This window comes from Oxalobacteraceae bacterium OTU3CINTB1, from assembly GCA_024123955.1.
GTDB lineage: Bacteria > Pseudomonadota > Gammaproteobacteria > Burkholderiales > Burkholderiaceae_D > Rugamonas.
This window is the reverse complement of the sequence record CP099652.1, coordinates 1409569-1435812: the sequence shown is the minus strand read 5'-3', so window position 1 is coordinate 1435812 and position 26244 is coordinate 1409569. Positions and strand designations below refer to the sequence as shown.

The following is a 26244-nucleotide window of genomic DNA, read 5'->3' as shown; positions in this document are numbered from 1 at the left end:
GATGAATGCATCCGTATCAAAGCCGTTGGCGGTGGCCATCATGGGACCGACGGCCTCCGGCAAGACCGCGTCGGCGCTGGCGATCGCCCAGCGTATTCCGTCCGAGATCATCTCCGTCGATTCGGCGCTGGTGTATCGCGGCATGGACATCGGCACCGCCAAGCCCACGCGCGAGGAACGCGCCGCCGCGCCGCACCACCTGATCGACATCCTCGACCCGCTCGACTCGTATTCGGTGGCGCAGTTCCGCACCGATACCCTGCGGCTGGTCGACGAGATCGTCGCGCGCGGCAAGCTGCCCTTGCTGGTCGGCGGCACCATGCTGTACTTCAAAGGCCTGGCCGATGGCCTGGACGACCTTCCGGGCGCCGATCCCGCGCTGCGCGTGGAACTGGAAGACGACGCGGCGCGTATCGGCTGGCCGGCGATGCACGCGAAGCTGGCGGCGCTGGACCCGGAAACGGCGGCGCGGCTCGCGCCCAACGACGCCCAGCGCATCCAGCGCGCGCTGGAGATCTGCGCCTTGAGCGGCAAGCCGATGTCCGAGTTGCTGGCGCTGCGGGAAAAGACCGAACTGCCGTTCGAGCTGCTGTCGTTCGCGCTGGAGCCGTCGGACCGCGCGGTGCTACACCAGCGCATCGCGCGCCGCTTCGACATCATGCTGGAAGAGTCCGAGGACGGTAATCTGATCACCGAGGTGGAAGTGCTGCGCCGGCGCGGCGACCTGCATCCGGGACTGCCGTCGATGCGCTGCGTCGGCTACCGGCAAGCGTGGGAGTATCTGGACGGGACGATCGACTACGCGACCATGCGCGAGACGGGCATCATCGCCACGCGCCAGCTGGCCAAGCGCCAGTTGACGTGGCTGCGTTCCATGCCGGAGCGCGTGGCGCTGGACTGCCTGGCGCCCGACCCGGCCGGCGCCATGCTGGCGCGGATCGCCGACAAGCTCGGCTAGCCCTTGACGCCGCCTACGCCGCTTACGTGGTCGGCGGCGCCGAATCCATATAAATGATTTCCCACAGATGGCCGTCGAGGTCCTGGAAGCCGTGGCCGTACATGAAACCGTGATCCTGCGGCTCCTTGTAGGCGCTGCCGCCGGCCTCGATGGCCTTGTTGACCAGCGCCGTCACCTGGTCGCGCGACTCGACCTGCAGGCACACCAGCACCTCGGTCGAGGTGCGCGCGTCGCTCAGCGGCTTGGGCGTGAAGGTCTTGAAGCGTTCCTCGGTCAGCAGCATGACGAAGATATTTTCGGCGACGATCATGCAAGTGGCGCCCTCGTCCGTGTAATGCTGGTTGAACGAATAGCCGAGGTGGGTAAAGAACTGCACCGATTTCGGCAAGTCGCGCACAGGCAAATTCACAAAAATATTGGTGGCCATACCCTCTCCATTTCGTTATATGCTGATAGTCCCGGCGTCAGGATACCAGCATCAGGATACCAATATGCTAACGTTTTAGCGACAGCCACGCGATTGCACGCACTTTTTTAGAAAAATCTTTGGACCACCCTTGACAGTCCAAAGCCCAACCCCGATAATGCTGGGCGTTGCAGGTGATATAGCTCAGTTGGTTAGAGCACAGCATTCATAATGCTGGGGTCGGTGGTTCAAGTCCACCTATCACCACCAAGATTCCGAAAGCCGCTGATCCGAAAGGTTCAGCGGCTTTTTCTTTGCAGCTGCCGGTACGTGGCGGGTAAAATTCTAATGAAGTCGCGACAACATCACGACCAACTATGAGATGCGGTTAGATCTAAGTGAGCTTGGGCGGCCGTCGGCGATTGACATAAAGGCTGAACCGCATGAAGAAGACGTTCGACAACGGTTGGCGGGCCTACTCTAGAGGTGGCTTGATATCGATGACCTTGCCGTGCTCTATCCGATACGGGACGTGACAGGCCGGGACGCTGCCGAAGTCACCAGGATTGCGCGTGACGATGGTCCTACCCTCAATCAGCGCCGTCGCGCGGATGATGCAATCGGGCAGCTTGGTGCTCGAAGTTGCACGCAGCTTTGAGGCGAGCCTCATGATGGCGTCGCTCGTATGGATCACCTTGATGCCCGTCAGCGCCAACCGTTGGTCGAAGTCATTGATCGCTTGGTCGTCGAGCTTTACTGTCGATTCCATCCAGGTGATCGCGCTTATCGCGGCATCGTCATAGTTTGCGAGCTCTATCTCGGCCTGTTCAATATTGAGCGTTTTGTCTATAAGGATGTTGGTGTCAAAGAGGACTTTTACCATTCTGCGCGCAGCTCTCTTTCGTAAATCAAACCATCCTTTGGCTTTCCTTCCTCCCCTTTCCAGAGCGGGGTGCCGTCGCCTCGCAAAATGGCGCGGCGCGCGGCTCGTCGTTGCTCAAGCGTGCTCTCGGCGGGCGCCGTCTTCACAGGCTCATCAAGGCTTAGCGCGGCGAGATCCTTTTGAATTTGACCCGCCAGCGCTTCGGCCGCCTGCGCTTCTGTTGCCAAGGTTCCTGCTTTGCTCAGCAGCTCTGCGGTGAGTTTGATCTGGGCACTGATGATCTCCACCAAGTCGACCTTTTTCGCACGCGCCAGCGCCTCGTAGGCGACTATATCCCGCTCGTCAACATCAACAATAATTCTTCGCATGACATACCTCACGTCGTCAATTTATTGAGAACAGTGTAGCGCAAATTAGCTGAAGGACCATCGGTGAGGACCTTCATTAGTTGTGCAAGGTTGGGCTAGTACAGGGGAGGAATACAAGCAGCACGCAAAACCGGCCTTTTTGTGCATGGCTAGCGCACTCGATCCAGCGCTGGTGGCTCACGAAGCCGTTGACGGTGCGGACGTCTTCTGGCTGGCCCAGTAGCCATAGTCCACATCGATATTTTCCAGCAACGCGACGAAATCCGTGGCCTGGTTGCCCAGCAACTGGGCGAACTGCGACGACAGATTGCACTGCTTCTCCAGCAACTTGGACATGGTGTTGGCCTGCCGCAGCTGCCCATAATCTTCCAGCAGCACCGTGCAACCGGTACGCCAATTCTGTCCCTGCGCCTGCAAGCGGCGCAGAATGGCCGCCTGTAACTGCATCGACTCGTTCCAGACCTCGGGGTCCCACAGCCGCGTCGCCAGGCTCAGCGACAAAGCGCCGTTGTTGGCCATGCTCGCGGCGTATTTTTTCGCCAGCCTGTGCGTGGTCAGCACATGGGCGACGGACGTCAGTGCACTCGACGCGAGCGCCTCTGACTCGGCAGCGCAGTCCGGCGCGGCGCCGGTTTTCGATCCGACGGAAACGGGAAATTGGGTCATGACATCCTCCTGGTGGCTTCAAGCGCAAAGACGGTCGAGCATGGCGTGGATGGCCTTGATCTGGACCGCGTCACGCGAATAGAAAAGCGACTTGGCATCCTTGCTGCTGTAGCCCCACCAATCCCAGCAACCGTCCGGATTCTGGATCTCGCCGTTGTCCGTGCCTTCGGCTTGCGGGTACAACACGATGATGTCGTTGCTTTCGGCCATCTGGTTGTAGCCGGTGGTGGTGATATAGCGGTTGCCATAGGGCGGCCGGTTGGCGGTGTCGGCGCGGCCGTTGACGTAGTCGGTGTAGTTGTAGCCCTGTTTGCAGCCATGCAGGGCGATATGCACGCGCGGCGCGGCCACCTTGGCAGCCACAACCTGGGACGGAATGTAGGCGTAGCCGAAGCGGCTCATGCTGGCCCAGCGCGCGTCCGCGCCCAGGAACTCGGTCTGGTCGAAACGGACCAGCTGCCCCGCCAGACGCTCGGCGGGCGGTTTCAGCCCCTCATAAATATGATCCAGGATCTCGTGCGATTGCATGAAACCGCCGTTGTTGATGTACGGCGGCTGGTTCATCGCCAACACGGAATCCTCCGGGTTGTTGGTGATGATGGAATGGCCCGCCGGCACGTCGTCGCGGTAGGCGATATTTTCCGGTTTGACGCCCAGCATTTCGTAGAACTGGCGGGTGCGCGCCACCACGTCGGAATACACCACGTCATCCCGGCTGCCGGTGAAAATGTAGAGCCGGTCGTCGGCCAGGTTGGTCAGATCGTCGATCAGGCCAGCCGCCGCGGTGTCGCGCGTCATCTGCGCCAGCTTTTTGGGGTCCGGCGAGGTTTGCGCGATCAATGGACTCATACAGATGTACAGCGAGTTCTCTATATAGGCGTCTTCGGCGGCCACCACCTCGCGCGAGCGATACGTCTCGGCGCAGCGAAACGGTCCGCCGGCGATGATGCCGGCGCCCGAAAAGCTGGCCGAACGTGCCAGGTGCAGCTGCACCGTCATGAAGGCGCCGGACGACAGGCCGGAGATCGAATTATCCCGCTTCGACGCCGCATACGATCCCAGTTGAACAATTTTCTCACCCGCGCTCGCGACCATCGTACGCCTCCTGTTTTAGCTTTTGGGACGGATCGGCATCGATGTTCCAGCCGCGTAGAAATAGTATTGATCTATGCGGGGCAAGCTATTGAGATTGATCAACATTTACAGGAGGCGTTGCGGCGGCGCCTCATTCAAACCTATTTTCCGATGACCTTGACCAGCTTGGCCAACGCCTTGTCGCTGGCGCTCAAACTCTGCGTGGCGTCGTTCCAGCGCAAGGTGGTGGTGGTCGCACCCTTGCCTTTCTCATAGTCGTAGCTGGCGCCATCGTCGTCATACAGGTTGAACTCTCCATCCCTGCCCGGATAGACATGGATGGCGGCGATCGCCTGTTTGGTCGCCGTCGACTGGATGTCCGCGCCGACCGGCACGATCGATCCCGCCTTGACGAACACCGGGATCCGCTCGATCGGCGCGGCCACCTTGACCCACTGGCCGCCGCTGAATTTCTGGTTGGTCCAGTAGTCGTACCAATCGGCGCCCGCCGGCAGATAAACATCCTTCTGCGTCTGTCCCTGCTCGGTCACCGGCGCCACCAGGAAGGCGGGACCGAACATGTATTCGGTGCCGATATTGGCGACGTTCGGATCACCGGCGAAGTCCATCCACAACGGCCGCATGAAAGGCGCGCCTGTGTCCCAGGTGGTCTTCGCGCTCGAGTACAGATACGGGATCAGGCGATAACGCAGACGGTCGTAGTCGGCCAGGATGGTCTCGGCGGCGCGGCCGAACGACCACAATTCATTGCCCTTGCGGTCACCATGCACGCGCAACGTCGGCAGGAAGGTCCCGTACTGGAACCAGCGCGTGAACAGCTCCGGATAATCGTGATACTGGCCGATCACGTCGCGCGCGTCGGATGGATCGAGCAACGGCGCTTTGGTGGCCGTGGTGGCCTGCGGCAGTCCCTGCCAGCCGCCGATGTCGTTGCCCCAGTAGGCGATGCCGGAGGCGGTCATGTTCAAACCGGTCGGGATCTGCCGCGCCAGCGCTTCCCAGCTTGGATGGATGTCCGAAGACCAGAACAGCGCGCCGGTGCGCTGCGAACCCAGATACGCGGCGCGCGAGAGGATCAACACGCGCTTGTTCGGCTTCCACGCGCGCATGCCCTGCGCGACGCCTTCCACGTGCAGCAGCGGGAACAGGTTGTGGTAACGGTCGCCCGAGCCGATCGCGTAGAAGAAGCCGTCCGGCACCAGGTCAGGCTCGGTCTCGTCGAGCCATGGGTAGTCGAAGCCGCGCGCGAGGATGTTGTCGCGCGCCTTTTGCCAGAACCACGCGCGCGCGGCCGGATTGGTCGGGTCAATCAAGCCGCCGGTGCGGTCGGAGCGGAACGGCAGGCCGTCGACGGTCTTGCCATCCTTGTCCTTGAGCAGATAGCCCTTGGCATCGAGCTCGTTGAAATAGCGGCCCGACGTTTCATAGCGCGGCCAGATCGAGATAATCGACTGCATGCCCATGTCGTGGAATTGCTTGTTCATGCCGTCCGGGTCCGGGAACTCGGCCGGGTTGATGTCCATCTGGCCCATGCGGGTCCAGTAGAACCAGTCCAGCACCATCACGTCGAGCGGATACTTTTTCTCGCGGTAGGTCTTGGCCACCTTGAGCATCAGGTCCTGGCTGTCGTAGCGCGCCTTGGACTGGATCAGGCCAAACGCCGCCTTGGGCGGAATCGGTGTTTTGCCGGTCAGCCGCGCATAGCCCGAGTACAGCGCCTCCGGCTTGTCACCGGTGATGACGAAGAAGCTGACGCGCTCCCCCACCTTGGACTGGAACACCGTGCGCCCGTTGATGCCGGCGACAAAGCGCGTGGCCGACGGGTTGTCCCACACGATGCCATAAGACTTGGAGCTGACCATGAACGGCACGCAGACCGTCTCGCCGGCCGGCGCGTCGTACCAGTGGGCGCAGTCGATGGTGCGGCCGCGCAGGTCCAGCGCGCCGGTCGATTCCTGGTTCTGGCCCATGCCGTAGTAATGCTCGTCGGCCGGCGCGGCAAACGATGCGCCCACCTGGTAGGTCTTTTCGGTGTTGACCGTGTGCGGCGACATCTCCCAGCCGTTCATGCTGAGGATCGTCTCGCCCCTGGCGTTTTTGACTTGCAGGCCGACCGGCGCCAGTTGCGGCGCGAAGTACTTCTCGCCGGTGCTCGGCACGCGCGGCGCCGGCGCGGCATTGACATGCAACGTCAGCGCGGACGAGGCGAAGGTGTCGCCGTCGGCGCCGGCCGTGTGTTTGAAGCCGCTGGCGTCCGCGTGTTCGGCGATGATGCCATAGCCCGGCGCCTTGAGCGCCTCGTCCTTGTCGGCGGCGATGGAGACGTGGACGATGTTCGGGCCGTACGCCTGCACCGCCACCCAGGCGCCGCTGCGATCGAGCGTGACGAGCGGTGCGGCATGGGCGGTGAAGGTGGCCGATGAGGCGAAAACGAAGGCGAACGCCGTCGACGCGGAGTGGAGTGAAAACAGTTTCATGGCACGGTTCCTGTGATGACAGGCCGATAAGTTTGTATCGATCACACCGGTGTCGCAAGTGTGAAAATCACCAAACGCCGGACTGAAATTTAACGCCGGGCGCCCGGCCGGCAAGTAGACCGAATCATCACCTTGCTCGAAGCGTCGGTTTTTTTCCACAAGTCGTATAGAAAAATTGCTTCCGCCTATACGAAGTGGGAATAGCACAACGCGCAAATAATCATCTTGGTGATTGTTTGTGGCTATTATGGCAACTAACTACTCATCCTTTGCAAGTCACCCGTGTCCGCTCACCCGCGCGCCAGGAGGGAAACACGGGATTCTTCCCACACGGAAACCGTTTAACTTGCGGTCGCCAGCGGCCCTGCCGCGAGTTGCTCAGTGTTTGCTAATTGACTAGTCTTGACTCTGCCAGGCAGGAGACGGCTTAGGCAACCCAGAAATCAAACACTGAGGATAAAAATGAAAAAGAAGACATTGGAGACAATGGTGGCGCTGGCGCTGGCCGCCATGTACACGCCTGGGGTGATTGCGCAAGAAACCCCAGTGGCCGGCGCCGACGCGGCGCCCGCAGCACAAGACAAGGTCGAAACCGTGGTCGTCACCGGTTTCCGCTCCAGCCTCCAGAAGGCGCTCAACCTCAAAGCCCAGGCCATCGGCGTGCGCGATTCCATCGTCGCCGAAGACATCGGAAAATTCCCCGAGGCGAACGTCGCCGAATCGCTGCAGCGCGTGCCCGGCGTAATCCTGAACCGCGACGAATCGTCCGGCGAAGGCCAGCGCATCTCGATCCGCGGCCTGCCGACCGACTACTCGGTCACCACGCTGAACGGCGCGCCGGTCAACACCACGTCGACATCGACCATCGGCAGCGCAGCGCGCGGCTTCAACTACGACGTGTTCGCGTCGGAGCTGTTCGGCCGCGTCGACTTCTACAAATCGCCGCTGGCCGAACTGACCGAGGGCGGCCTCGGTGGCGTGGTCGATCTGCAGACCCCGCGCCCATTCGACAATCCGAAGCGCACCATCCGCTACGGCCTGACCGACACCTACAACACCGCCTCCAAGCACCATGACCCGAACGGCTTCGTGCTCTTCTCGAACACCTGGGACAAACTGGGCTTCCTGATCGGCGCCTCGCATTCGGGCAGCGTCAACACCCGCTCCGGCTTCGAGGCGACGGGCGGCTACAACAGCTCCTTCAACGGCAGCCAGAATCCGGTGAAAGGCAATTTCGCGCTGACCCTGGACTATGACGATCCGCGCGCCAACCTGTCGGGCTACACCCGCGACCAGATCGACAAGGCCCTGCTGCCGCGCATCTACCGCTTCTACGGCTCGCAGAACGAGCGCACCCGCGACGGCCTGGTGTCGTCGCTGCAGTGGAAGACGCCGACGCTCAACCTCAGTTTCGACACGATGTACTCGAAGCTGGAGAACACCCGCGAGGAGACGCTGTTCGGCATCCTGGTGCGCAGCACCAAAACCACCAATCGCACCTTGTCCCCGGGCGCCAACGGCAACAACGGCCTGATTCCGGTCAACGTCAAGATCGATCCGGCCACCAATCTGCTGACCGGCACCTTCGCCAACACCACCTACAACGCCGGCGCCGGCTATACCAAGGACGAAACCGAATTCGGTTACGGCGCCTTGAACGGCAGCTGGAAGGTCAGCGACAAATTCACGCTGACCGGACAGGCCAGTTTGAACCAGAGCAGCGCCACCAGCGCGACCGGCCAGTTGTCGGGCTTTATCTATGGCGCGCAATCGACCATCGACTACGGCAGCGACCATGTCTACCCATCGATCTCGTCGCCGACCAGCTACACCGATCCAAACAACTGGAGCGGTTTCGCCGTCAGCACCGGCTGGACCAAGGAAACCGACAAGGGCAAGCAGGCGCGCGTGGTCGCCGACTGGGACTACGACCTGCCCGGCGAATGGACCGGCCACCTGAAAGCCGGCCTGACGTTCGTCTCGACCACCAAGGGCGTCAACAAACGTAACGGCACCTCGCTGGCGACGGCGAAGTTGAACAGCATCGGCGCCGCCGGCATGCGCAACGCCATGACCAGCAACCTGCCGATCGACCACCTGGACTTCGGCGCCGGCTGGCCGCACTCGTGGAGCACCTGGGACAGCAACTACTTCTACTCGCAATTCGATCCGAACACCTACAATCCTGGATCGGCATTCACGCCTTCGCAAAGCTTCACCGCGCAGGAAGATGTCAAGACAGCCTTTGTGCAGTCGGACTTCAAGGGCAAGGTGGCCGACCAAGAGTTGCGCATCAACGCGGGCGTGCGCTTCTCCGGCACCGATACCAAGATCGACAACTTCAAGCAGCAGGGTGCTAGCCTGGTCTACTCGCCGAATCACGAAGACGGCTCGTACAGCAATGTGATGCCGGCCATCAGCGGCGCCTTCGACCTGACCGAGAACCTGATGTGGCGCGCTTCGTGGGGCAAGACCATCACGCGCGCGTCGCTGTCAGTGATCGCCGCGCAAACCGTGATTCCCAACCAGTTCGACAACACCGCCACCTCGGGCAATCCGAACCTTCGCCCGCAACAATCGAAGAACCTGGACACCAGCCTGGAATGGTACTTCTCGCCGGGTAGCCTGCTGTCGGCGGCCTACTTCAAGAAGGAGCTGACCGACGCCACCGTCGCCAACACGCAGATCGTCACCTTCGGTTCGCTCGGCCTGCCCGACACCGCCCTTGGCCCGCTGTTCCAGGACGCCAACGGACGGGTGGACCCCAACCTGGCCATGACCCTGCGCAGCTACACCAACGCAGGCGAACAAACGCTCAAAGGCTACGAGCTGGCCTACCAGCAGGCGTTCAGCTTCCTGCCGGCGCCATTCAACGGCATGGGCGCGCTGGCCAGCTACACGCACATCGATCCGTTCAACAGCGCCAAGTGGATCTCCAACGCCGGCAAGGAGATCGAGGTCAACTCGGTGCCGAAGTACGCCTACAGCACCACGCTGTATTTCGAGAACGGTCCGATCGCGATGCGCATGTCCTATAACTACAAGGGCAAATCGCTCAACGGCGACAATCCGCGCAACCTGGGCGACGATTTGATCCGCTGGCGCGCCGGCCGGGGCTACCTCGACGCCAACATCAGCTACAAGATCAACGACAAGCTGGAGTTCCGCATCGACGCGCTCAACCTGAGCAATACGCTGGCCTACGACTACTTCGAAGACGCCAGTGGCCAGTACGGCAGCGGCAAGAAGACACGGATGGACTATGCGAAGTATGATGGCCGCACCATCAAATTCGGCATCCGCGGAAAACTCTAAGGGAGCATCACCAACCTATGATGAAACGACTCTTCGCAACCGGCGCGATCGCGCTCGGTTTGGCCGGCTGCGGCACCCTGCCGCCGCCGGCGGTCGACACCTCCGAGCAGGAGGTCGTCGCCATTATCAACAAGGTCAACGACTACTGGCAGCAGCGCGAAACGCCGCAGAAGTGGGCGTTCTGGGACATCGCCGCCTACCACACCGGCAATATGGAAGCCTACAAGATCACCGGCAATCCGCGCTACCGCCAGTATTCCGAGGACTGGGCCATCCACAACCAGTGGCAGGGCGCGAAATCCACCGACAAGACAAAATGGAAGTACCAGTACGGCGAGACCGACGAGCATGTGTTGTTCGGCGACTGGCAGATCTGCTTCCAGACCTACGTCGACCTGTATGAACTGGACAAGGTCAAGGACCCGCGCAAGATCGCCCGCGCGCGCGAGGTGATGGAGTACCAGATGAACACCGCGCAGAAGGACTACTGGTGGTGGTCGGACGGCTTGTACATGGTGATGCCGGTGATGACCAAGCTGCACAAGGCCACCGGCGAGCGCAAATACCTCGACAAGCTGCACGAGTATTTCGATTATTCGAACAGCATCATGTACGACAGCGAGGAGCGGCTTTATTACCGCGACGCGCGCTACGTCTATCCGAAGCACAAAAGCGTCAACGGCAAGAAGGACTTCTGGTCGCGCGGCGACGGCTGGGTGTTCGCCGGCTTGGCCAAGGTGCTGGCCGACCTGCCGAAGGACGACGCGCACCGCGCCGACTACGTCGCCAAGTTCAAGGGCATGGCGCAGGCGCTGAAGAAGGCGCAATCGGATGATGGCTACTGGACCCGCAGCCTGCTCGATCCCGCGCACGCGCCGGGACCGGAAACCAGCGGCACCGCCTTCTTCGTCTACGGCTACCTGTGGGGCATCAACAACGGCGTGCTTGATCGCGACGAGTACCTGCCGACGGTACGCAAGGGCTGGAACTTCCTCAGCAAGACGGCGCTGCAACCGGACGGCCGCATCGGCTATGTGCAGCCGATCGGCGAGCGCGCGATTCCGGGCCAGGTGGTCGACCAGAATTCGACCACGCCATTCGGTGTCGGCGCGTATCTGCTGGCGTCCTCCGAAATGGTGCGGCTGCTGAAAAAATAAGAACGGAGACACGATGGAACGACGTAATTTCATACAGGCCGTGATGGCCGGTTCGGCGGCTGGTGCAACCGCCGGTGCCGCGTTCGGCGCGCAAGGCGCCATCGCGGCGACGCCGGCTGCGGGAGCGGCTTCGTTGGGCGGCGCAGACGGCAAGACCGCGCGTGTGCAACTGGCCGCGCTGGCGCAAAAGATGACGGAACCGGTGCTGGCGAATATGGCTGCCGGCACGCTGAAGAAAAACTTCGCGCTGGAAGTCAGCCCGACCTGGGATGGCCGCGACAAGGGCGTGGCCTACCTGGAGTGCTTCGGCCGGTTGATCGCCGGCGTGGCGCCATGGCTGGCGTTGGCCGACGACGGCACGCCGGAGGGCCGCACCCGCAAGCGCCTGCACCAACTGGCGCTGCAAAGCTACACCAACTCGGTCGACCCGGCCAATCCCGACTATCTGCTGTGGAAAGGCCCGGGCCAAACGCTGGTCGATTCGGCCTACTTCACCAACGCCCTGATCCGGGCGCCCAAGGCGTTGTGGGAGCCGCTGGACGCCAAGACCAAGCAGCGCATCATCGCCGAGATCAAATCGCTGCGCCGCATCGAACCGCCGTACATCAACTGGATGCTGTTCGCAGCCATGAACGAAGCCTGGCTGATGTCGATCGGCGAGGAGTTCGACCCGCTGCGCATGAACGTGGCGATCCGCAAGATCAACGAATGGTATGTGGGCGACGGCTGGATCAAGGACGGCGACGCCTTCCACTTCGACTACTACAACGCCTTCGTCATGCATCCGATGCTGGTGGAGATCCTCGACGTGCTGGATCAGAAAAAAGGCGCTTTCTGGAACGGCAAGCCGGAGGAGCTGCGCGCGCAGGCGGTCAGGCGCATGCAGCGCTACAGCGAGCACCTGGAGCGCTTCATCTCCACCGACGGCAGCTTCCCGCCGATCGGCCGCTCGCTGACCTACCGCACGGCGGCGTTCCAGCCACTGGCGCTGCTGGCGCTGCGCAAGCAGCTGCCGGCCAGCCTGCCCGAGGGCCAGATCCGCGCCGCGCTGCAAGCGGTGCACAAGGCCGTATGGACCGCGCCGACCAACTTCACCAAGGACGGCTACCTGACCATCGGCTTCGTCGGCCACCAGCCGGAGCTGGGCGACTGGTACTCCAACAACGGCAGCATGTACATCGCCTCTGCCAGCCTGCTGCCGTTGGGCCTGCCGGAAAGCGACAGCTACTGGACCTCGGCGCCGCAGGACTGGACCCAGAAAAAAGCCTTCGCCGGCGCCCGTTTCCCTAAAGATTACCCAGTCAACTACTGATCCTATGACCACATATTCCGTAAAACGCCGCGAGGTGCTGCGCGGCGCCAGCGCCGCCATGGGCAGCCTGCTGCTGCCGGTGTCGGCCCAGGTACACGCCGCCGCCTCCGCGCGCTTCGCCATCGGCGACAGCGACTTTCTCCTCGACGGCCAGCGCCTGCAGATCCGCTGCGGCGAAATGCACTTCGCCCGCGTGCCGCGCGAATACTGGACGCACCGTCTGAAAGCCATCAAGGCCATGGGCCTGAACACCGTCTGCGCCTACCTGTTCTGGAACTACCACGAATGGCGCGAAGGTAAATATGATTGGGCCGGCCAGCGCGACGCGGCCGAATTCTGCCGCCTGGCCCAGGCCGAGGGCCTGTGGGTGATCCTGCGCCCCGGCCCCTACGCCTGCGCCGAGTGGGAAATGGGCGGCCTGCCATGGTGGCTGCTGAAAAAACCCGGCGACAGCTTCCTGCGCACGCGCGACGCCAACTACATGGCGCCGGCCAAGCGCTGGATGAAGGAAGTCGGCCGCGCGCTCGGCGCCCAGCAGATCACCAAGGGTGGTCCTATCCTGATGGTGCAGGTCGAGAACGAGTACGGCTTCTTCGGCGAAGACCTCGACTACATGCGCGAGATGCGCCAAGGGCTGCTGGACGCAGGTTTCGACGTCCCGCTGTTCCAGTGTAATCCGACCAACGCCGTCGCCAAGACCCACTTGAAGGAGCTGTTCTCGGTGGCTAACTTCGGCAGCGATCCAACCGCCGGCTTCAAGGTGCTGGACCAGGTGCAGAAAGGGCCGCGCATGTGCGGCGAATACTACTCCGGCTGGTTCGACACCTGGGGCGCGCCGCACCGCCGCGGCTCGGCCGCCGGCGCGGTGGCCGACATCCAGACCATGCTCAAGGCGAACGGCTCCTTCAGCCTGTACATGGCGCACGGCGGCACCACCTTCGGTCTGTGGGGCGGCTGCGACCGGCCCTTCCGTCCGGACACCACCAGCTACGACTACGACGCCCCGATCAGCGAAGCCGGATGGATGGGTGAAAAATTCCACGCCTACCGCGACGGCATGAAGCCCTACCTGATGGCCGGCGAAACGCTGCCGCCGCCACCGCCGCAAAACCCGCTGATCGCCATCGCGCCGTTCACAATGAAGCAGTCGGCGACGGTGTCTTCGGCGTTGCCGGCCGACGCCATCAAGGCCGTCTCCCCCCAGCCGATCGAGCAGTACGACATCAGCCGGGGCCTCGTGTCCTACCGCGTCACCCTGCCCGCCGGTCCGGCCGGCACCTTGGAAGCGGCCAAGGTGCGCGACCTGGCCTGGGTCTACGTCGATGGCAAACAAGTCGGCACGATGGACACGCGCTACCGACGCTTCAAGGTCGACCTGCCGGCGCGCAGCCGCACGGTGACCCTTGAAATCCTGTTGTACACCATCGCCCGGGTCAATTTCGGCGTCGAGATCCACGACCGCAAGGGCATGCACGGGCCGGTGCGTTTCGCCGGCCAGCCGCTGGAAAACTGGGAAATCCGCGCCATCGACTTCGACGCCGACGGCGTGCTGCCGCCGCTGACGTGGAAAACCGGCCGCGCCAAGGGCCCGGCCTTCTGGCGTGGCAGCTTCGACGTGCAGCAGACCGGCGACACCTTCCTCGACATGTCGAGCTGGGGCCAGGGCGTGGTGTGGGTCAACGGCCGCTGCCTGGGACGTTACTGGAACATCGGACCGACGCAGACCATGTACCTGCCCGGCCCCTGGATCAAGCGTGGCCGCAACGAGGTGGTGGTGCTCGATTTGACCGGGCCGCAAAGCGCGCGCATCGCCGGACTGAAGGCGCCGATCCTCGACAAGCTGCATCCCGAACTCGATCTGGCGCGGCCGCCGAACAACGACAAGCCGGCGCTGGATGGCGTCAAGCCGGCGCACGAGGGCGAATTCCAGAACGGCGCCGCGACCCAGGATGTGAAGTTCGCGCAGGCCGTCAAAGGCCGCCAGGTGTGCCTGGAGTCGCTCGACGCCTTCGACGGCAAGCAGTTCGCCGCCATCGCGGAACTGGCGCTGCTTGGCGCGGACGGCAAGACGCTGAACCAGTCCAACTGGACCATCGCCTATGTCAGCAGCGAGGAGCGCACCAGGGAGGACGGCTCGGCGCTCAACGCCATCAACGGCCAGGCCACGGACTTCTGGCATAGCGCCTACAGCGGCAAGGCGCCGCATCCGGTCCACCCGCACCGCATCATCCTCGACCTGGGACAGTCGGATACGGTGGCCGGCTTGCGCTACACGCCGCGCCAGGGCGCCGACGGCGTGACCGGCCGCATACGCCACTACCGCGTGTACGTCGGCGAGCAGCTGGTCAAAACCGGCTAACCGGCCAATCGCCCATCGGCCGCCGGCGCGACCGCCGGCTGGCCGGCGGGTTGCGTTGGCGCCTTGCCCGCCAGCTGGCGGTACTGGCTCGGGGTGACGCCGGTGGTGGCCTTGAACTGGCGCGTGAAGGCGGAATGGTCGCCGTAGCCGCAGGCTTGGGCGATTTCGGCCACGCTGGCGCCGCCGCCCAGCATGCGCGACGCCGCCTCGACGCGGGTCTGGATGATCATCTGCCGCGGCGTCAGGTGGAAAATGCGCAGGAAATAGCGCTCGATCTGCGCCACCGACATATTGGCCGTGCGCGCCAGCTCGGCCAGATGCAGCGGCTGCCCGTACTGCTCCAGTATCAGGTTCACCGCCGCCGCCACCTTGCGGTAGGCGGGATTCTTCTTGTCCGCCATCGCCAGGTCGCGCGAGACGCCGGTCAGGCCGACGATGCGGCCGCCGGCGTCGCGCAGCGCCGTCTTGCGCGTCAGGCACCAGCCGGGATCACGGCTGGGGTATAGATGCAGCTCCAGCTGGTCCTCGATGTCGTTGCCGCCGGCGAGCACGGCCATGTCCTGCGCCACGTAGGACTGGCCGAAGGGGTGGGCGAACACCTCGGCCGGGGTGCGTCCGATCAGCGCCGCTTTGTGCCGGCGGCCGCACCGCTGCACCAGCGTCTGATTGACCACGACATACCTTCCCTGCGCGTCCTTGACAAAGAAAACCACGTCCGGCAGCGCGTCGAAAAGCGCCTCGGCGAAGAAGGGATCGGCTATGCCTGCGCCCAGCGCGAGGCGGACCGGGTCGTCGGGAAGGGAGGAATTGTCCATGGTTGCGATTGTGCCAGCGGTCCGCGCCGCAGTCTGCTGTTTTTTAGTGATTGTGCCGATTTCGTCATTTAACGTGCGCAGGCGGTGCAAGACAGCTGGACCCGGGAAGCCTAAGATTTGACCATGAAAACCATTACCATCATCGATTCCCATACCGGCGGCGAGCCTACCCGGCTGGTCACCGAGGGCGGCCCGGATCTGGGCAACGGTCCCCTGGACGAGCGCCTGGCGCTGCTCAAGCGCGAACACGACAACTTCCGCTCCGCCGTGGTGTGCGAACCGCGCGGCTCCGACGTGCTGGTCGGCGCGCTGTTGTGCGAGCCGCACGCCGCCGATTGCGCGGCCGGCGTCATCTTCTTCAACAACGTCGGCTACCTGGGCATGTGCGGCCACGGCACCATCGGCCTGGTGGCCTCGCTGGCCTTCATGGGCCGCATCGGGCCGGGCCGCCACCGCATCGACACGCCGGTCGGCGTGGTGGAGGCGGAACTGCATGACGATGGCAGCGTCACCGTCGACAACGTCGCCTCCCACCGCAGCCGCGAACAGGTCACCGTGGAGGTGCCGGGCTACGGCGCGGTCACCGGCGACGTCGCCTATGGCGGCAACTGGTTCTTCCTGGTGGCCGGCCACGGACTGGAACTGAACGTCGCCAACGTCGAGGCGCTGACCGCCTACAGCGCGGCCGTCGGCGCGGCGCTGCAGCGGGACGGCGTCACCGGCGACGGCGGCGCGCTGATCGACCATATCGAACTGTTCGCGCCATCGCGCACCGGCGCCGACAGCCAAAGCTTCGTGCTGTGCCCCGGCAAAGCCTACGACCGCTCGCCGTGCGGCACCGGCACCAGCGCCAAGCTGGCCTGCCTGGCGGCCGACGGCAAGCTGGCCGAGGGCGCGCTGTGGAAGCAGGAAAGCGTCATCGGCAGCGTCTTTGAAGCGTCCTACCGCTATCGCGGCGAGCAGCTGATTCCCAGCATCCGCGGCAAGGCGTGGGTCAACGCGCAGGCCTGGCTGATCCTCGACCCGACCGATCCCTTCCAGTGGGGCATCCGGTGAACAACACCGACGTGATCGTCGTCGGCGCCGGCATCGTCGGCGCCGCCTGTGCGGACGCGCTCAGCGAGCGCGGACTGCGGGTGGCGGTCATCGAGCAGGATATCGCCGGCGGCGGCGCCACGGCGGCCGGCATGGGCCACCTGGTGGTCATGGACGACAACGCGGCCGAACTGGCGCTGTCGGCGTATTCGGTCTCGTTGTGGAACGACCTGGTGGGCGAGCGCCCGCAGCGCCATGAGTACAGCGGCTGCGGCACCATCTGGGTCGCCGCCGACGAGGAGGAAATGGACGCCGCGCGCGTCAAGGCGCAGACGCTGTCGGCCTACGGCATCACCTGCGAACTGCTGTCGCCGGCGGCGCTGTACGCGCGCGAGCCGCAGCTGCGCGCCGGGCTGGCGGGCGGCCTGCTGGTCAAGGGCGACGGCCTGGTTTATCCGCCCAAAAGCGCGCGCATCCTGCTCGACCGCGCGATGCGGCGCGGCGCCACCACCAAGCGCGCCGCCGTCAGCGCCATCGAGGACCACGGCGTGGTGCTGGCCGACGGCACGCGCCACCAGGCGCAGCACATCGTGCTGGCCGCCGGCTCGCGCTCGTCGGCGCTGCTGCCCGAGCTGCCGGTGCAGCCGAAAAAAGGACACATCGCCATCACCGACCGCTATCCCGGCTTTGTCCGGCATCAGCTGGTGGAGCTGGGTTATATCAAGAGCGCCCATGCCGCCAGCGGCGATTCGGTCGCGTTCAATTTGCAGCCCCGTCCCACCGGACAAGTCTTGATCGGCTCCTCCCGCCAGTTCGACACGATCGATACGGCGGTGGAGCCGGCCATGCTGCAACGGATGCTCAGGCACGCCACCACTTTCACACCGGCGCTGGCGCAGCTCAATGTCCTGCGTTGCTGGACCGGCCTGCGCGCGGCCACCCCAGACGGCCTGCCGCTGATCGGGCCGCACCCGGCGCGGCGCGGCCTGTGGCTCGCCACCGGCCACGAAGGCCTTGGCATCACCACCTCGCTGGCGACGGCGCAGCTGCTGGCCGGCCAGATGCAGGGCGAAAGCACGCGCATTCCCATCAATCCCTACCTGCCCCGCCGCTTCCATGTTTGAATTCGCCGCACACACCTTTGCCAACAACCGCGCCAACGGCGACAAGGGCGATAGCATCACCCTCAGCATCGACGCCCGCGCCCTCAGCGTGGCGCCCGGGGTCAGCGTGGCCGCCGCCATCGCCATGGCCGGCAGCATCGTCACGCGGCGCTCGGTCGGCGGCGCCGCGCGCGCGCCGTTATGCGGCATGGGCGTCTGCCAGGAATGCCGGGTGACCATCGACGGCCGGCCGCATCAGCTCTCGTGCCAGACCTTGTGCGCCGACGGCATGCATGTGCAGACCGGCGCGCTGGAGCGCGCGGCATGAACCACTACAACGTCCTGGTCATCGGCGCCGGCCCGGCCGGGCTGGCGGCCGCGCATGCCGCGGGCGCCAGCGGCTTAAAGGTCGGCATCGTCGACGACAATCCGCTGGCCGGTGGCCAGATCTGGCGTGGCGGCCCCGAACGGCAAGCCGACCGGCGCGCGCAGTCCTTGTGGAACGCGTTGCGCGACGCCCCCAACGTCACCTTCCTGCAGCAAACGCGGGTACTGTATTCGCCGGAACCCGGGCAGCTGCGGGTGCAGACGGCGGCGGCGGCCGACACGCTGCGCTTTGGCCACCTGATCCTGGCGACCGGCGCGCGCGAACGGCTGCTGCCCTTCCCCGGCTGGACCCTGCCCGGCGTGACCGGCGCCGGCGGCCTGCAGGCGCTGGCCAAGGGCGGCTATCCGCTGCAAGGCAAGCGGGTGGTGGTGGCCGGCAGCGGCCCGCTGCTGCTGGCGGTGGCCGCCACGCTCAAACTCAAGGGCGCGCATATCGTCGCCATCATCGAGCAGGCGCCGACGGCGGCGATGGCGCGCTTCGCCCTCGGCCTGTTGGCGACGCCGTCCAAGATCGCGCAAGCGCTGCGGCTGGCCGCGCAGCTCAAGGACGTGCCGTATCTGCACGACAGCTATGTGCGCTCGGCGCATGGCGACGGTACGCTGCAATCGGTGATGGTCCAGCGCGGCAAAGGCCGCGAGCTGGAAACGCTGCAATGCGACTACCTGGCCTGCGGCTACGGTCTGATACCGAACGTGGAACTGGCGCAGGCGCTCGGCTGCGCCACCGCCAGCGACGGCGCGCAGACGGTGGTCGAAGCTGACCACTGGCAGCAAACCTCGGTGCCGGGCATCTACTGCGCGGGCGAAGGCACGGGCGTGGGCGGGGTGGACCTGGCGCTGGTGGAAGGCCGCATCGCCGGGCTGTCGGCCACCGGCCAGATCGTGCCGGCGCAGGCCGAGTTCGGCCAACGCACGCGCTGGAAGAAATTTGCGGACAAGCTGGCGCGCACCTTCGCGCTGCGGCCGGAGCTTGCCACCCTGGCCGGCGACGACACCATCGTCTGCCGCTGCGAGGACGTCAGCCACGGCGAGCTGCGCACGCACACCACCTGGCGCTGCGCCAAGCTGCAAACGCGCTGCGGCATGGGACCGTGCCAGGGCCGCATCTGCGGCGGCGCCACCGAAGTGCTGTACGGCTGGCGTCCCGACGCGGTACGCATGCCGATCTCGCCGGCGCGCATCGACACCATCATCGCCTGAAGCAACTCCGGCAACTCCGGGGTCAGGTCCACCATTTCTACACGAGTTCAACCGTAGGCACGCCAAAACCGCCGGTAGCGCTGAGGCCGTGTAGCATTGGTGGACCTGACCCCGGAGTTTATGGAAATTAATTGCGCCGGGCGATCGAGGTGCGCAGCACCAGTTGCGGTTCGATCATCGCGGTGTCCGACAGCGGCTTGCCGTCGATGGCGGCGATCAGCTTTTCCATCGCGGCGACGCCCATGCGCTCGCTCTGCAGGTCGACCGTCGTCAGCGCCGGCGACGTGTACTGGCCGTACTGGATGTTGTCGAAGCCGGCCACCGAGATGTCGGCCGGCAGGCTGAAACCGAGGGTTTGCGCCGCCTTCATGAAGCCGAGCGCGATCAGGTCGTTGTAGCAGATCAAGGCGTCCGGGTGCGCTTCGCCCAGCATGATGGCCGAGCACAGGCGCTCGCCTTCGGCCGATGTCGGCGCGCTGCCTTCGTAGACCGTCAATGCCTGCCCGTAGCCCTTCAGGCACTCGCGGATCGCGCCCAGCCGGTCCTCGTCGCGACGCGAGCGCGGAAAACTCAGGTAGGCGATGCGCTTGTGCCCCTGCGAGACCAGGTGCCGCACCAGCATGCCGGCGCCGCGCTGGTCGTCGCTGCCGACCCACGGCAGGTTCAGCCGCGCCGGCCGGCCGAAATACACCAGCGGCTTGCCCAGGTCCATGACCCAGTCCATTTCCGATTCGAGCATGCGGGAGAAGATGATCAAGCCGTCGACCCGCCGGCTCAGCGCCTCGAGCAGCGGCCGCTCGCGGTCGGGATTTTCCTCGGTGTCGACCAGCAGCAAGGTGTAGCCGTGCGCCAGCGCGACCCGGTTGGCGCCCTTGACGATGCTGGTGAAATGGGGATTGCCGACGTCGAGCACCGACAGGCCGATGCTCTTGGTGCGGCCGGTGATCATCGATTGCGCCAGCGGATTGGAGCGGTAGCCCAGCCGCGCGATGACTTCCTTGATGGTCGCCTCCACCGCCGGCGAGAAGCGCTGCGCGCCGTTGACGAACTTGGAGACGGTGGCGGTCGAGACACCGGCCGCCGCCGCGACGTCGCGTATGGTTGCTACATTTTTTTTCATGATCGGGCTGTGGGGTTGGCGCGCCGCCAAAGCGGGGATATTAGCACGCGCCCCCGACGCCCAACCCTGCCCGCTTACAGGTCGGTGATTTCCTTGTGGCGCGGCACCAGCGCCTTCATCACGCACCACGCCACCAGGTAGGCCAGCGCGCAGATGCCGAACATGATCATGTAGCCGGTGCGGATGTCGTTGACCGATTTGTAGTAATCGAACACCCAGCCGCCCAGCTTGGTCAGCGCGACGCCGCCGATGCCGCCGGCCATGCCGCCGATGCCGATCACCGAGGCCACCGATTTTTGCGGGAACATGTCCGACACGGTGGTGAAGATGTTGGCCGACCAGGCCTGGTGCGCCGACGCGCCCACGCCGATCAGCAGCACCGGCACCCAGAAGCTGATCGCGCCCAGCGGTTGCGCCAGCAGCACCACCAGCGGGAAGAAGGCGATCACCAGCATGGCTTTCATGCGGCCGTCGTACGGCGCGTAGCCGCGCGACATGAAGTAGCTGGGGAACCAGCCGCCGCCGATCGAGCCGATCATCGTCATGCTGTACAACACGGCCAGCGGCACGATGATGGCGTCGCCCTTCATGCCGTATTGCGCCGACAAATAGGTCGGCAGCCAGAACAGGAAGAACCACCAGACGCCGTCGGTCATGAATTTGCCGAAGGCGAAGGCCCAGGTCTGGCGGTATTTGAGCAGCTGGAACCACGATACTTTCCTGGCGGCGGCGGCCGACGCTTCTTCCGTTTTCTCGACCGGCTGCACCGAATCGCTGCGGATATAGGCCAGCTCGGCCTTGGACAGGCGCTTTTGCTGTTCCGGCTTTTCGTACAGCCACAGCCACAGTGCCATCCACAGGAAACCGATCAGGCCGATGATGACGAAGGCCGATTGCCAGCCCCAAGTGGCGGCGATGAGCGGCACCGTGATCGGCGCGAGGATGGCGCCGACATTGGCGCCGGAGTTGAAGATGCCGGTCGCGAAGGAGCGTTCCTTCTTCGGGAAATATTCCGCAGTGGCTTTGATCGCGGCCGGGAAGTTGCCGGCCTCGCCGACCGCCAGCACCGCGCGCGAAATCATGAAGCCGACGATCGACGGCACCAGCACCACGCCGAAGGCGGCGCCGATGACGGCCGCGCCCTCGCCCATCGGCACCGAGAACGCGTGCAGGATGGCGCCCAGCGACCAGATGACGATGGCCACCACGTAGGCGGCTTTGGTGCCGATCTTGTCGACCACGCGGCCGGCGAACAGCATCGACACCGCATAGACGAACTGGAAGGCGGCGGCGATGTTGGCGTAGTCGGTATTGGTCCAGCCGAATTCCTTGGACAGGTCCGGCGCCAGCAGGCTCAATACCTGGCGGTCCAGGTAGTTGACGGTGGTGGCAAAAAACAACAGTGCACAGATGGTCCATCGGTATTTACCGACGGCTTGGCCCACCACGTGCGGAGTTACTGGCTCGCTCAGGTTCATGGCATCACTTATGTTTTGGTTTTGGTGATGATCTCTCGGTCTCCACGAGATCACTTTAGTCGTATGTCATCGTACAACTATAAAACTTGATAAGCAAGCACAAAAACCGGAAACCCGCACACGATGGACTGGGGTCGTACCCCGAACGGGGGTACGGCCCCATGGGGCCGCTTTGCGGGTTGGCGGTCGCGCCCCGCAACGTTGTAGGATGACTTTAGGCCGGCCGCGCCGTGCGCGCGTCGCCGGTCTTGACCAGCAATAGCGCGACCAGGCTGATGACCGCCGCGCCCGACAAGTAGTAGCCGACGTACTGCAAGCCGTAGTTGGTCGCCAGCCAGGTGGCGATGTACGGCGCCAGCGAGGCGCCGAGGATGCCGGCCAGGTTGAACGTCAGCGAGGCGCCGGTGTAGCGCACCTCCGGCGGGAACAGTTCCGACAGGATGGTGCCCAGCGGGCCGTAGGTCATGCCCATCAGCCCCAGCCCGACCGACAGGAACACGGTGACCTGGACCACGCTGCCGGAGCCGAACAGCGGCGCCAGCGCCAGCCCGAACACGGCGATCGCCGCCGAGACCCAGATCAGGGTGGTGCGGCGGCCGAAGCGGTCGGCCCACAGCGCGGCGACCGGGATCGTCAGGCCGAAGAACAGCACGGCGATCAATTGCTGGATCAGGAAGTCCTTGCGGGTGAACTTGAGGGCCGTGGTGCCCCAGCTGAGCGCGAACACCGTCATCAGGTAGAACAGCACGAAGGTGGCCAGCGCGATCAAGGTGCCCAGCACCAGCACGCGGCCATGGTCGCGGAACACGGTGACGACCGGCACCTTGACGCGCTCGTTCTTGTCGAGCACCTTCTGGAAGTCCGGCGTCTCGTGGATTTTGAGGCGGATGTACAGGCCGACGATCACCAGCAGCGAGCTGGCCAGGAACGGGATGCGCCAGCCGTAGCTGAAGAACTCGGCGTCGGTCAGCACTTCGCTCAACAGCAGGAAGATGCCGCCCGACAGGAAGAAGCCGATCGGCGCGCCCAGCTGCGGGAACATCCCGTACCAGGCGCGTTTGCCCGGCGGCGCGTTCTCGGTTGCCAGCAGCACCGCGCCGCCCCACTCGCCGCCCAGGCCGAGGCCCTGGCCGAAGCGGCACAGCGCCAGCAGCGCCGGCGCCAGCGTGCCGATCTGTGCGTAGGTCGGCAGCATGCCGATCACCACGGTCGAGATACCCATCATCAACAACGCCGCCACCAGGGTGGCCTTGCGGCCGACGCGGTCGCCGAAGTGGCCGAACACGGCCGAGCCGACCGGGCGCGCGAAGAAGGCGATGGCGAACGTGGCCAGCGACTGCAAGGTGGCGGCGGCCGGATCGCTGGCGGGGAAGAACAGTTTGGGGAACACCAGCACGGCGGCGGTGGCGTAGATATAGAAATCGAAGAATTCGATGGTGGTGCCGATCAAGCTGGCAAACAGCACCGTGGACGGTTTGTTGGTCTTGGACGATCCCGGTTGAGACTTGCTCATGCGTGAAGCTCCTGCGGATGGGTGGTGCGCCTCATCATACACACCCGGTCCGCAGCTTGCCAAGCAGATATGATTGCTCTCGATAACAGCTTAGTGATCGATTTGCGACAGTCCGGCGGCGATCTCGTCGGCCTTGAGTGGACGCACCACGCGCGCCACTTCCCGGCCGTCGCGCAGGAAGACCAGGGTCGGCCACAGCTTGACCTTGTACGAGCGGCCCAGCGGACGGCCCGGCCCATCCTCGACCTTGTAGTGGCTGACGGCGTCGTGGCCGGCCATCGCCTGTTGCAGCGGCGGCTGGGCGACCATGCAGTGGCCGCACCAGTTGGCGCCGAACTCCAGCAGCGTGGCGCCCGGCATGGCGTCGATCTCGGCGCGCTGGGGCGCCTCGGCTATATAGACAGTTTTCATTTGGTTTTGAACTTGGCACATGGATCGGTGCGCTTCTCGGGTGTGAGCTTGTGCACCACGTCGTACAGGCCGCCATCCTCGTCGCCGCCCTCGACGAAGCCCTCGCTGCGCACGATCAGTATAGGCTCAATCCGATTGAGCCAGCGCGCGACTCCGATGTCCTTGCGCACGTGGCCGTTGCCGGCGATCAGCACGACATCGCGCGGCCGCTGGTCGCGCACGATCTTGGCCATCCAGATGTCGCGCGCGACCTGCGCGTTGACCATGCCCTCGAGCATCATCTCCGGCGTCATACCGCAGTGGCCGACGGCGATTTCCTGTTGCTGGGTGGCGCGCACGTCGGCCGGCAGCGGCTGGTCCAGCCGGTAGTCCTTGATGCTTTGCGGGTCGAACGTGGCGGTCACGCCGTCGCGCACCACGCGTGAGGCGTCGGCGCGCGACAAATTGCCGGCCACCAGCGGCAGGTGGTAGGTCAGCGCCAGCTGGATCACCGGGTAGTACAGTTGCCAGTCCCAACGGGCGCCATTGACGACGCGGATCACACATTGCGCGTCGAGACAGCCTTTTTGCGCCTTGTCCAGCAAATCCTGGTCTTCGCGGTCGAACTGTTCCATGACGATGGCCGGCCGCCAGCCACCCTCGACCCGTTGGCGCAGCAATTCGTAGCGTAGCCGGTGTCCCCGTGCGTTGTCGTGCACCTCGCCCAGCAGCAACACCTGCGGGTTGGGGCCGAGCGGCGTGACGGCGGCCTCCCCGGCATCCGCGGCCGACCCTGTTCGGGCGCCGCTGGCGCAACCGGTGAGCGCCAGCGCCCCGGTAAATATTGCTGTAAATCCAATTGTCCGCCAGCTTTTTTTATAAATGGATATCATCCTGCACCTCACGTCTGAGTTCGCAAAAAGCCTGCGGCGCAGGCCCAGGGAACCAGTCTGTTGTTGCATCGCAATAATAAATTTCTCTGACATAAACACAGATAGCAATATGTTATGAATTGTGGTTTAATAGTCTTTGTGCAATAAACGTCAAATGCATTGCGGCCGCAAGTCTAAGGTGTCTGCATTAAATTGCAGTTAACGCCCTGACCCGCAGTATTGCCATAGGAGCAAATTATGAAAAAAACACCACTTTTAACCTCCGTGCTAGTCGCGCTGAGCCTGACCGGCGCGGCGCAAGCGAAAGTCGATGCCACTCCGGCGGCGCCTATCGCACCTGCAACAATTGAAGTCGAAAAATGCGTGCCGAATGCGGCCTCGCCATGCCTGACCGCCGACGACTCGGCCGCCAGGGACGACGACAGTATCGATCTCGCCACACTGCCGACAGCCAACCCGGCGCAGCAGGTCGACGCCGCCGCCTCGCCGGTGCCGGAACCGCAAACCTTTGCCATGATGGCGTTCGGTCTGGCGCTGCTGGGTTTCTCCTCGCGCCGCCGCCAGCCGTCGGACAAGTTCGAGAACTAGGCGTTGCCCGGTAAGCGGCACGACAGAAATCCCGCCTGGTGCGGGATTTTTTTTGGTCTGCGGCGTTTAATAGCAGAGCGACCGTATGTTGCTGATGGCGACGCCCTGGGCGACGGCGCGGAACGCGCAGCCCAGCTTGCGCCAGCCGTCGTCGGTCAGCATCACCGCGCCCAGCCCCAGCGCCACGGCGATGGCCAGCACGATCAGCAAACCTTTGATGGCGTCTTTATTCATGCTGGCGGACCCGGTCGGCGTGGCGTGAACGGCGGTAGCGGTATTGGGCGGTATTAGGCGTTGCTAGGCGCTGTGAGGCGTTATGCGGCGTTATGCGGCATCCGCCAGCATGTAGTCGAAATCGTAGTAGTGCTTGCCGCCTTCGATGCGGATGTTCAAGGTGCCGCTGAGCCCCTCGAGTTCGTCCCGGCCCGAATCGGGCACCACCGCCACCGCCAGGCTGGGCGCGCCGCGCTCCATGATGCCGCGGTGGTGCAGCAGAAAGTTGCCGCGTTTGCCGTCGAGCGTGCCCTCGACCCGCTCGATCGCCACATACACGCCCGAGCCCAGCGCGCTGTCCATATAGGCCAGCATCTCGCCCTTGCCGGTGGCGGTCAGCGCGCCGTGGTATTGCTTGTCGAGCGACATGCGGCCGACGCCGGTGTCGGCAGCCACCGCCGAGGCTGATTCCGGCTGCATCTTGACGCTGAATTCCCCTGTGATCCTGTTCAT

Annotated in this window: 24 protein-coding genes and 1 tRNA gene; 11 read left to right on the top strand and 14 right to left on the bottom strand. The window is 64.3% G+C overall.

Translation table 11 applies throughout. The features are described 5' to 3' along the window. Position 1 precedes the first annotated feature (1 nt). On the top strand, positions 2-958 hold the full coding sequence (gene miaA, locus NHH73_06175; protein USX27871.1) for a tRNA (adenosine(37)-N6)-dimethylallyltransferase MiaA: 957 nt from the start codon (positions 2-4) through the stop codon (positions 956-958). A gap of 22 nt (positions 959-980) precedes the next feature. Here miaA and NHH73_06170 read toward each other — a convergent pair whose 3' ends face one another. Continuing rightward, a complete protein-coding gene (locus tag NHH73_06170; GenBank protein ID USX27870.1) occupies positions 981-1385 on the bottom strand; it encodes a VOC family protein in 405 nt (134 codons plus the stop codon). 172 nt (positions 1386-1557) lie between these two features. Between NHH73_06170 and NHH73_06165 the strand changes: the two genes are divergently transcribed. Next, positions 1558-1634, top strand: a tRNA-Met gene (locus tag NHH73_06165). A gap of 205 nt (positions 1635-1839) precedes the next feature. On the opposite strand, the gene NHH73_06160 is transcribed toward NHH73_06165, so the two are convergent. The 5 genes from NHH73_06160 to NHH73_06140 form a co-directional block, all read right to left on the bottom strand. Continuing rightward, positions 1840-2247, bottom strand: coding sequence for a PIN domain-containing protein (locus tag NHH73_06160; GenBank protein USX27869.1), 408 nt, complete (start codon positions 2245-2247; stop codon positions 1840-1842). After that, positions 2241-2615, bottom strand: a complete 375-nt coding sequence (locus NHH73_06155; GenBank protein USX27868.1) for a hypothetical protein — start codon at positions 2613-2615, stop codon at positions 2241-2243. Before NHH73_06155 ends, NHH73_06160 begins: the two co-directional genes overlap by 7 nt. Positions 2616-2792: 177 nt before the next feature. After that, positions 2793-3281, bottom strand: a complete 489-nt coding sequence (locus NHH73_06150) for a hypothetical protein (protein ID USX27867.1) — start codon at positions 3279-3281, stop codon at positions 2793-2795. A gap of 18 nt (positions 3282-3299) precedes the next feature. Continuing rightward, positions 3300-4376 carry a poly(3-hydroxybutyrate) depolymerase gene (locus tag NHH73_06145; protein ID USX27866.1) on the bottom strand — a complete coding sequence of 359 codons (1077 nt, stop codon included), beginning with the start codon at positions 4374-4376 and terminating at the stop codon, positions 3300-3302. Positions 4377-4516: 140 nt separating this feature from the next. Beyond that, entirely contained in the window at positions 4517-6853 is a 2337-nt protein-coding gene (locus tag NHH73_06140) for a glycoside hydrolase family 31 protein (protein ID USX27865.1), read from the bottom strand. A gap of 462 nt (positions 6854-7315) precedes the next feature. On the opposite strand from NHH73_06140, the gene NHH73_06135 reads away from it, so the two are divergent. Genes NHH73_06135 through NHH73_06120 form a run of 4 tightly spaced genes read left to right on the top strand, consistent with a single transcriptional unit; the run spans position 7316 to position 14996 of the window. Further along, positions 7316-10168, top strand: a complete 2853-nt coding sequence (locus NHH73_06135) for a TonB-dependent receptor (GenBank protein USX27864.1) — start codon at positions 7316-7318, stop codon at positions 10166-10168. 17 nt (positions 10169-10185) lie between these two features. After that, positions 10186-11325, top strand: a complete 1140-nt coding sequence (locus NHH73_06130; GenBank protein ID USX27863.1) for a glycoside hydrolase family 88 protein — start codon at positions 10186-10188, stop codon at positions 11323-11325. Positions 11326-11338: 13 nt separating this feature from the next. Continuing rightward, a complete protein-coding gene (locus NHH73_06125; protein ID USX27862.1) occupies positions 11339-12637 on the top strand; it encodes a DUF2264 domain-containing protein in 1299 nt (432 codons plus the stop codon). 4 nt (positions 12638-12641) lie between these two features. Continuing rightward, complete coding sequence (locus tag NHH73_06120; GenBank protein ID USX27861.1) at positions 12642-14996, top strand: beta-galactosidase; 2355 nt, start codon at positions 12642-12644, stop codon at positions 14994-14996. Here the strand turns inward: NHH73_06120 and NHH73_06115 are convergent. Beyond that, positions 14993-15811 carry an AraC family transcriptional regulator gene (locus NHH73_06115; protein USX27860.1) on the bottom strand — a complete coding sequence of 273 codons (819 nt, stop codon included), beginning with the start codon at positions 15809-15811 and terminating at the stop codon, positions 14993-14995. The genes NHH73_06120 and NHH73_06115 overlap by 4 nt on opposite strands. A 123-nt stretch (positions 15812-15934) precedes the next feature. On the opposite strand from NHH73_06115, the gene NHH73_06110 reads away from it, so the two are divergent. Genes NHH73_06110 through NHH73_06095 form a run of 4 tightly spaced genes read left to right on the top strand, consistent with a single transcriptional unit; the run spans position 15935 to position 19536 of the window. Continuing rightward, positions 15935-16867, top strand: a complete 933-nt coding sequence (locus NHH73_06110; protein ID USX27859.1) for a 4-hydroxyproline epimerase — start codon at positions 15935-15937, stop codon at positions 16865-16867. Further along, positions 16864-17970, top strand: a complete 1107-nt coding sequence (locus NHH73_06105) for an FAD-binding oxidoreductase (GenBank protein ID USX27858.1) — start codon at positions 16864-16866, stop codon at positions 17968-17970. Before NHH73_06110 ends, NHH73_06105 begins: the two co-directional genes overlap by 4 nt. Beyond that, entirely contained in the window at positions 17963-18277 is a 315-nt protein-coding gene (locus NHH73_06100) for a (2Fe-2S)-binding protein (protein USX27857.1), read from the top strand. The genes NHH73_06105 and NHH73_06100 overlap by 8 nt, the downstream gene beginning before the upstream one ends. Next, the gene (locus tag NHH73_06095; GenBank protein USX27856.1) at positions 18274-19536 is read left to right on the top strand and encodes an FAD-dependent oxidoreductase; all 1263 of its coding nucleotides are present in this window, start codon (positions 18274-18276) and stop codon (positions 19534-19536) included. Before NHH73_06100 ends, NHH73_06095 begins: the two co-directional genes overlap by 4 nt. 127 nt (positions 19537-19663) lie before the next feature. Here the strand turns inward: NHH73_06095 and NHH73_06090 are convergent, their stop codons facing one another. The 5 genes from NHH73_06090 to NHH73_06070 form a co-directional block, all read right to left on the bottom strand. Continuing rightward, on the bottom strand, positions 19664-20656 hold the full coding sequence (locus NHH73_06090; protein ID USX27855.1) for a LacI family transcriptional regulator: 993 nt from the start codon (positions 20654-20656) through the stop codon (positions 19664-19666). A 74-nt stretch (positions 20657-20730) separates the two neighbouring features. Then, complete coding sequence (locus NHH73_06085; GenBank protein USX27854.1) at positions 20731-22134, bottom strand: MFS transporter; 1404 nt, start codon at positions 22132-22134, stop codon at positions 20731-20733. Between the two features lie 214 nt (positions 22135-22348). Then, positions 22349-23647 (bottom strand): MHS family MFS transporter, encoded by a 1299-nt coding sequence (locus tag NHH73_06080; GenBank protein ID USX27853.1) that lies wholly within the window; start codon positions 23645-23647, stop codon positions 22349-22351. 90 nt (positions 23648-23737) lie between these two features. After that, positions 23738-24058 (bottom strand): thioredoxin family protein, encoded by a 321-nt coding sequence (locus tag NHH73_06075; GenBank protein USX27852.1) that lies wholly within the window; start codon positions 24056-24058, stop codon positions 23738-23740. After that, on the bottom strand, positions 24055-24930 hold the full coding sequence (locus NHH73_06070) for a ChaN family lipoprotein (GenBank protein ID USX27851.1): 876 nt from the start codon (positions 24928-24930) through the stop codon (positions 24055-24057). Before NHH73_06070 ends, NHH73_06075 begins: the two co-directional genes overlap by 4 nt. Positions 24931-25167: 237 nt before the next feature. Between NHH73_06070 and NHH73_06065 the strand changes: the two genes are divergently transcribed. Continuing rightward, positions 25168-25518, top strand: coding sequence for a PEP-CTERM sorting domain-containing protein (locus NHH73_06065; protein USX27850.1), 351 nt, complete (start codon positions 25168-25170; stop codon positions 25516-25518). A 66-nt stretch (positions 25519-25584) separates the two neighbouring features. On the opposite strand, the gene NHH73_06060 is transcribed toward NHH73_06065, so the two are convergent. Further along, a complete protein-coding gene (locus tag NHH73_06060; GenBank protein ID USX27849.1) occupies positions 25585-25752 on the bottom strand; it encodes a hypothetical protein in 168 nt (55 codons plus the stop codon). A 90-nt stretch (positions 25753-25842) separates the two neighbouring features. Further along, a complete protein-coding gene (locus tag NHH73_06055; protein USX27848.1) occupies positions 25843-26244 on the bottom strand; it encodes a DUF3224 domain-containing protein in 402 nt (133 codons plus the stop codon).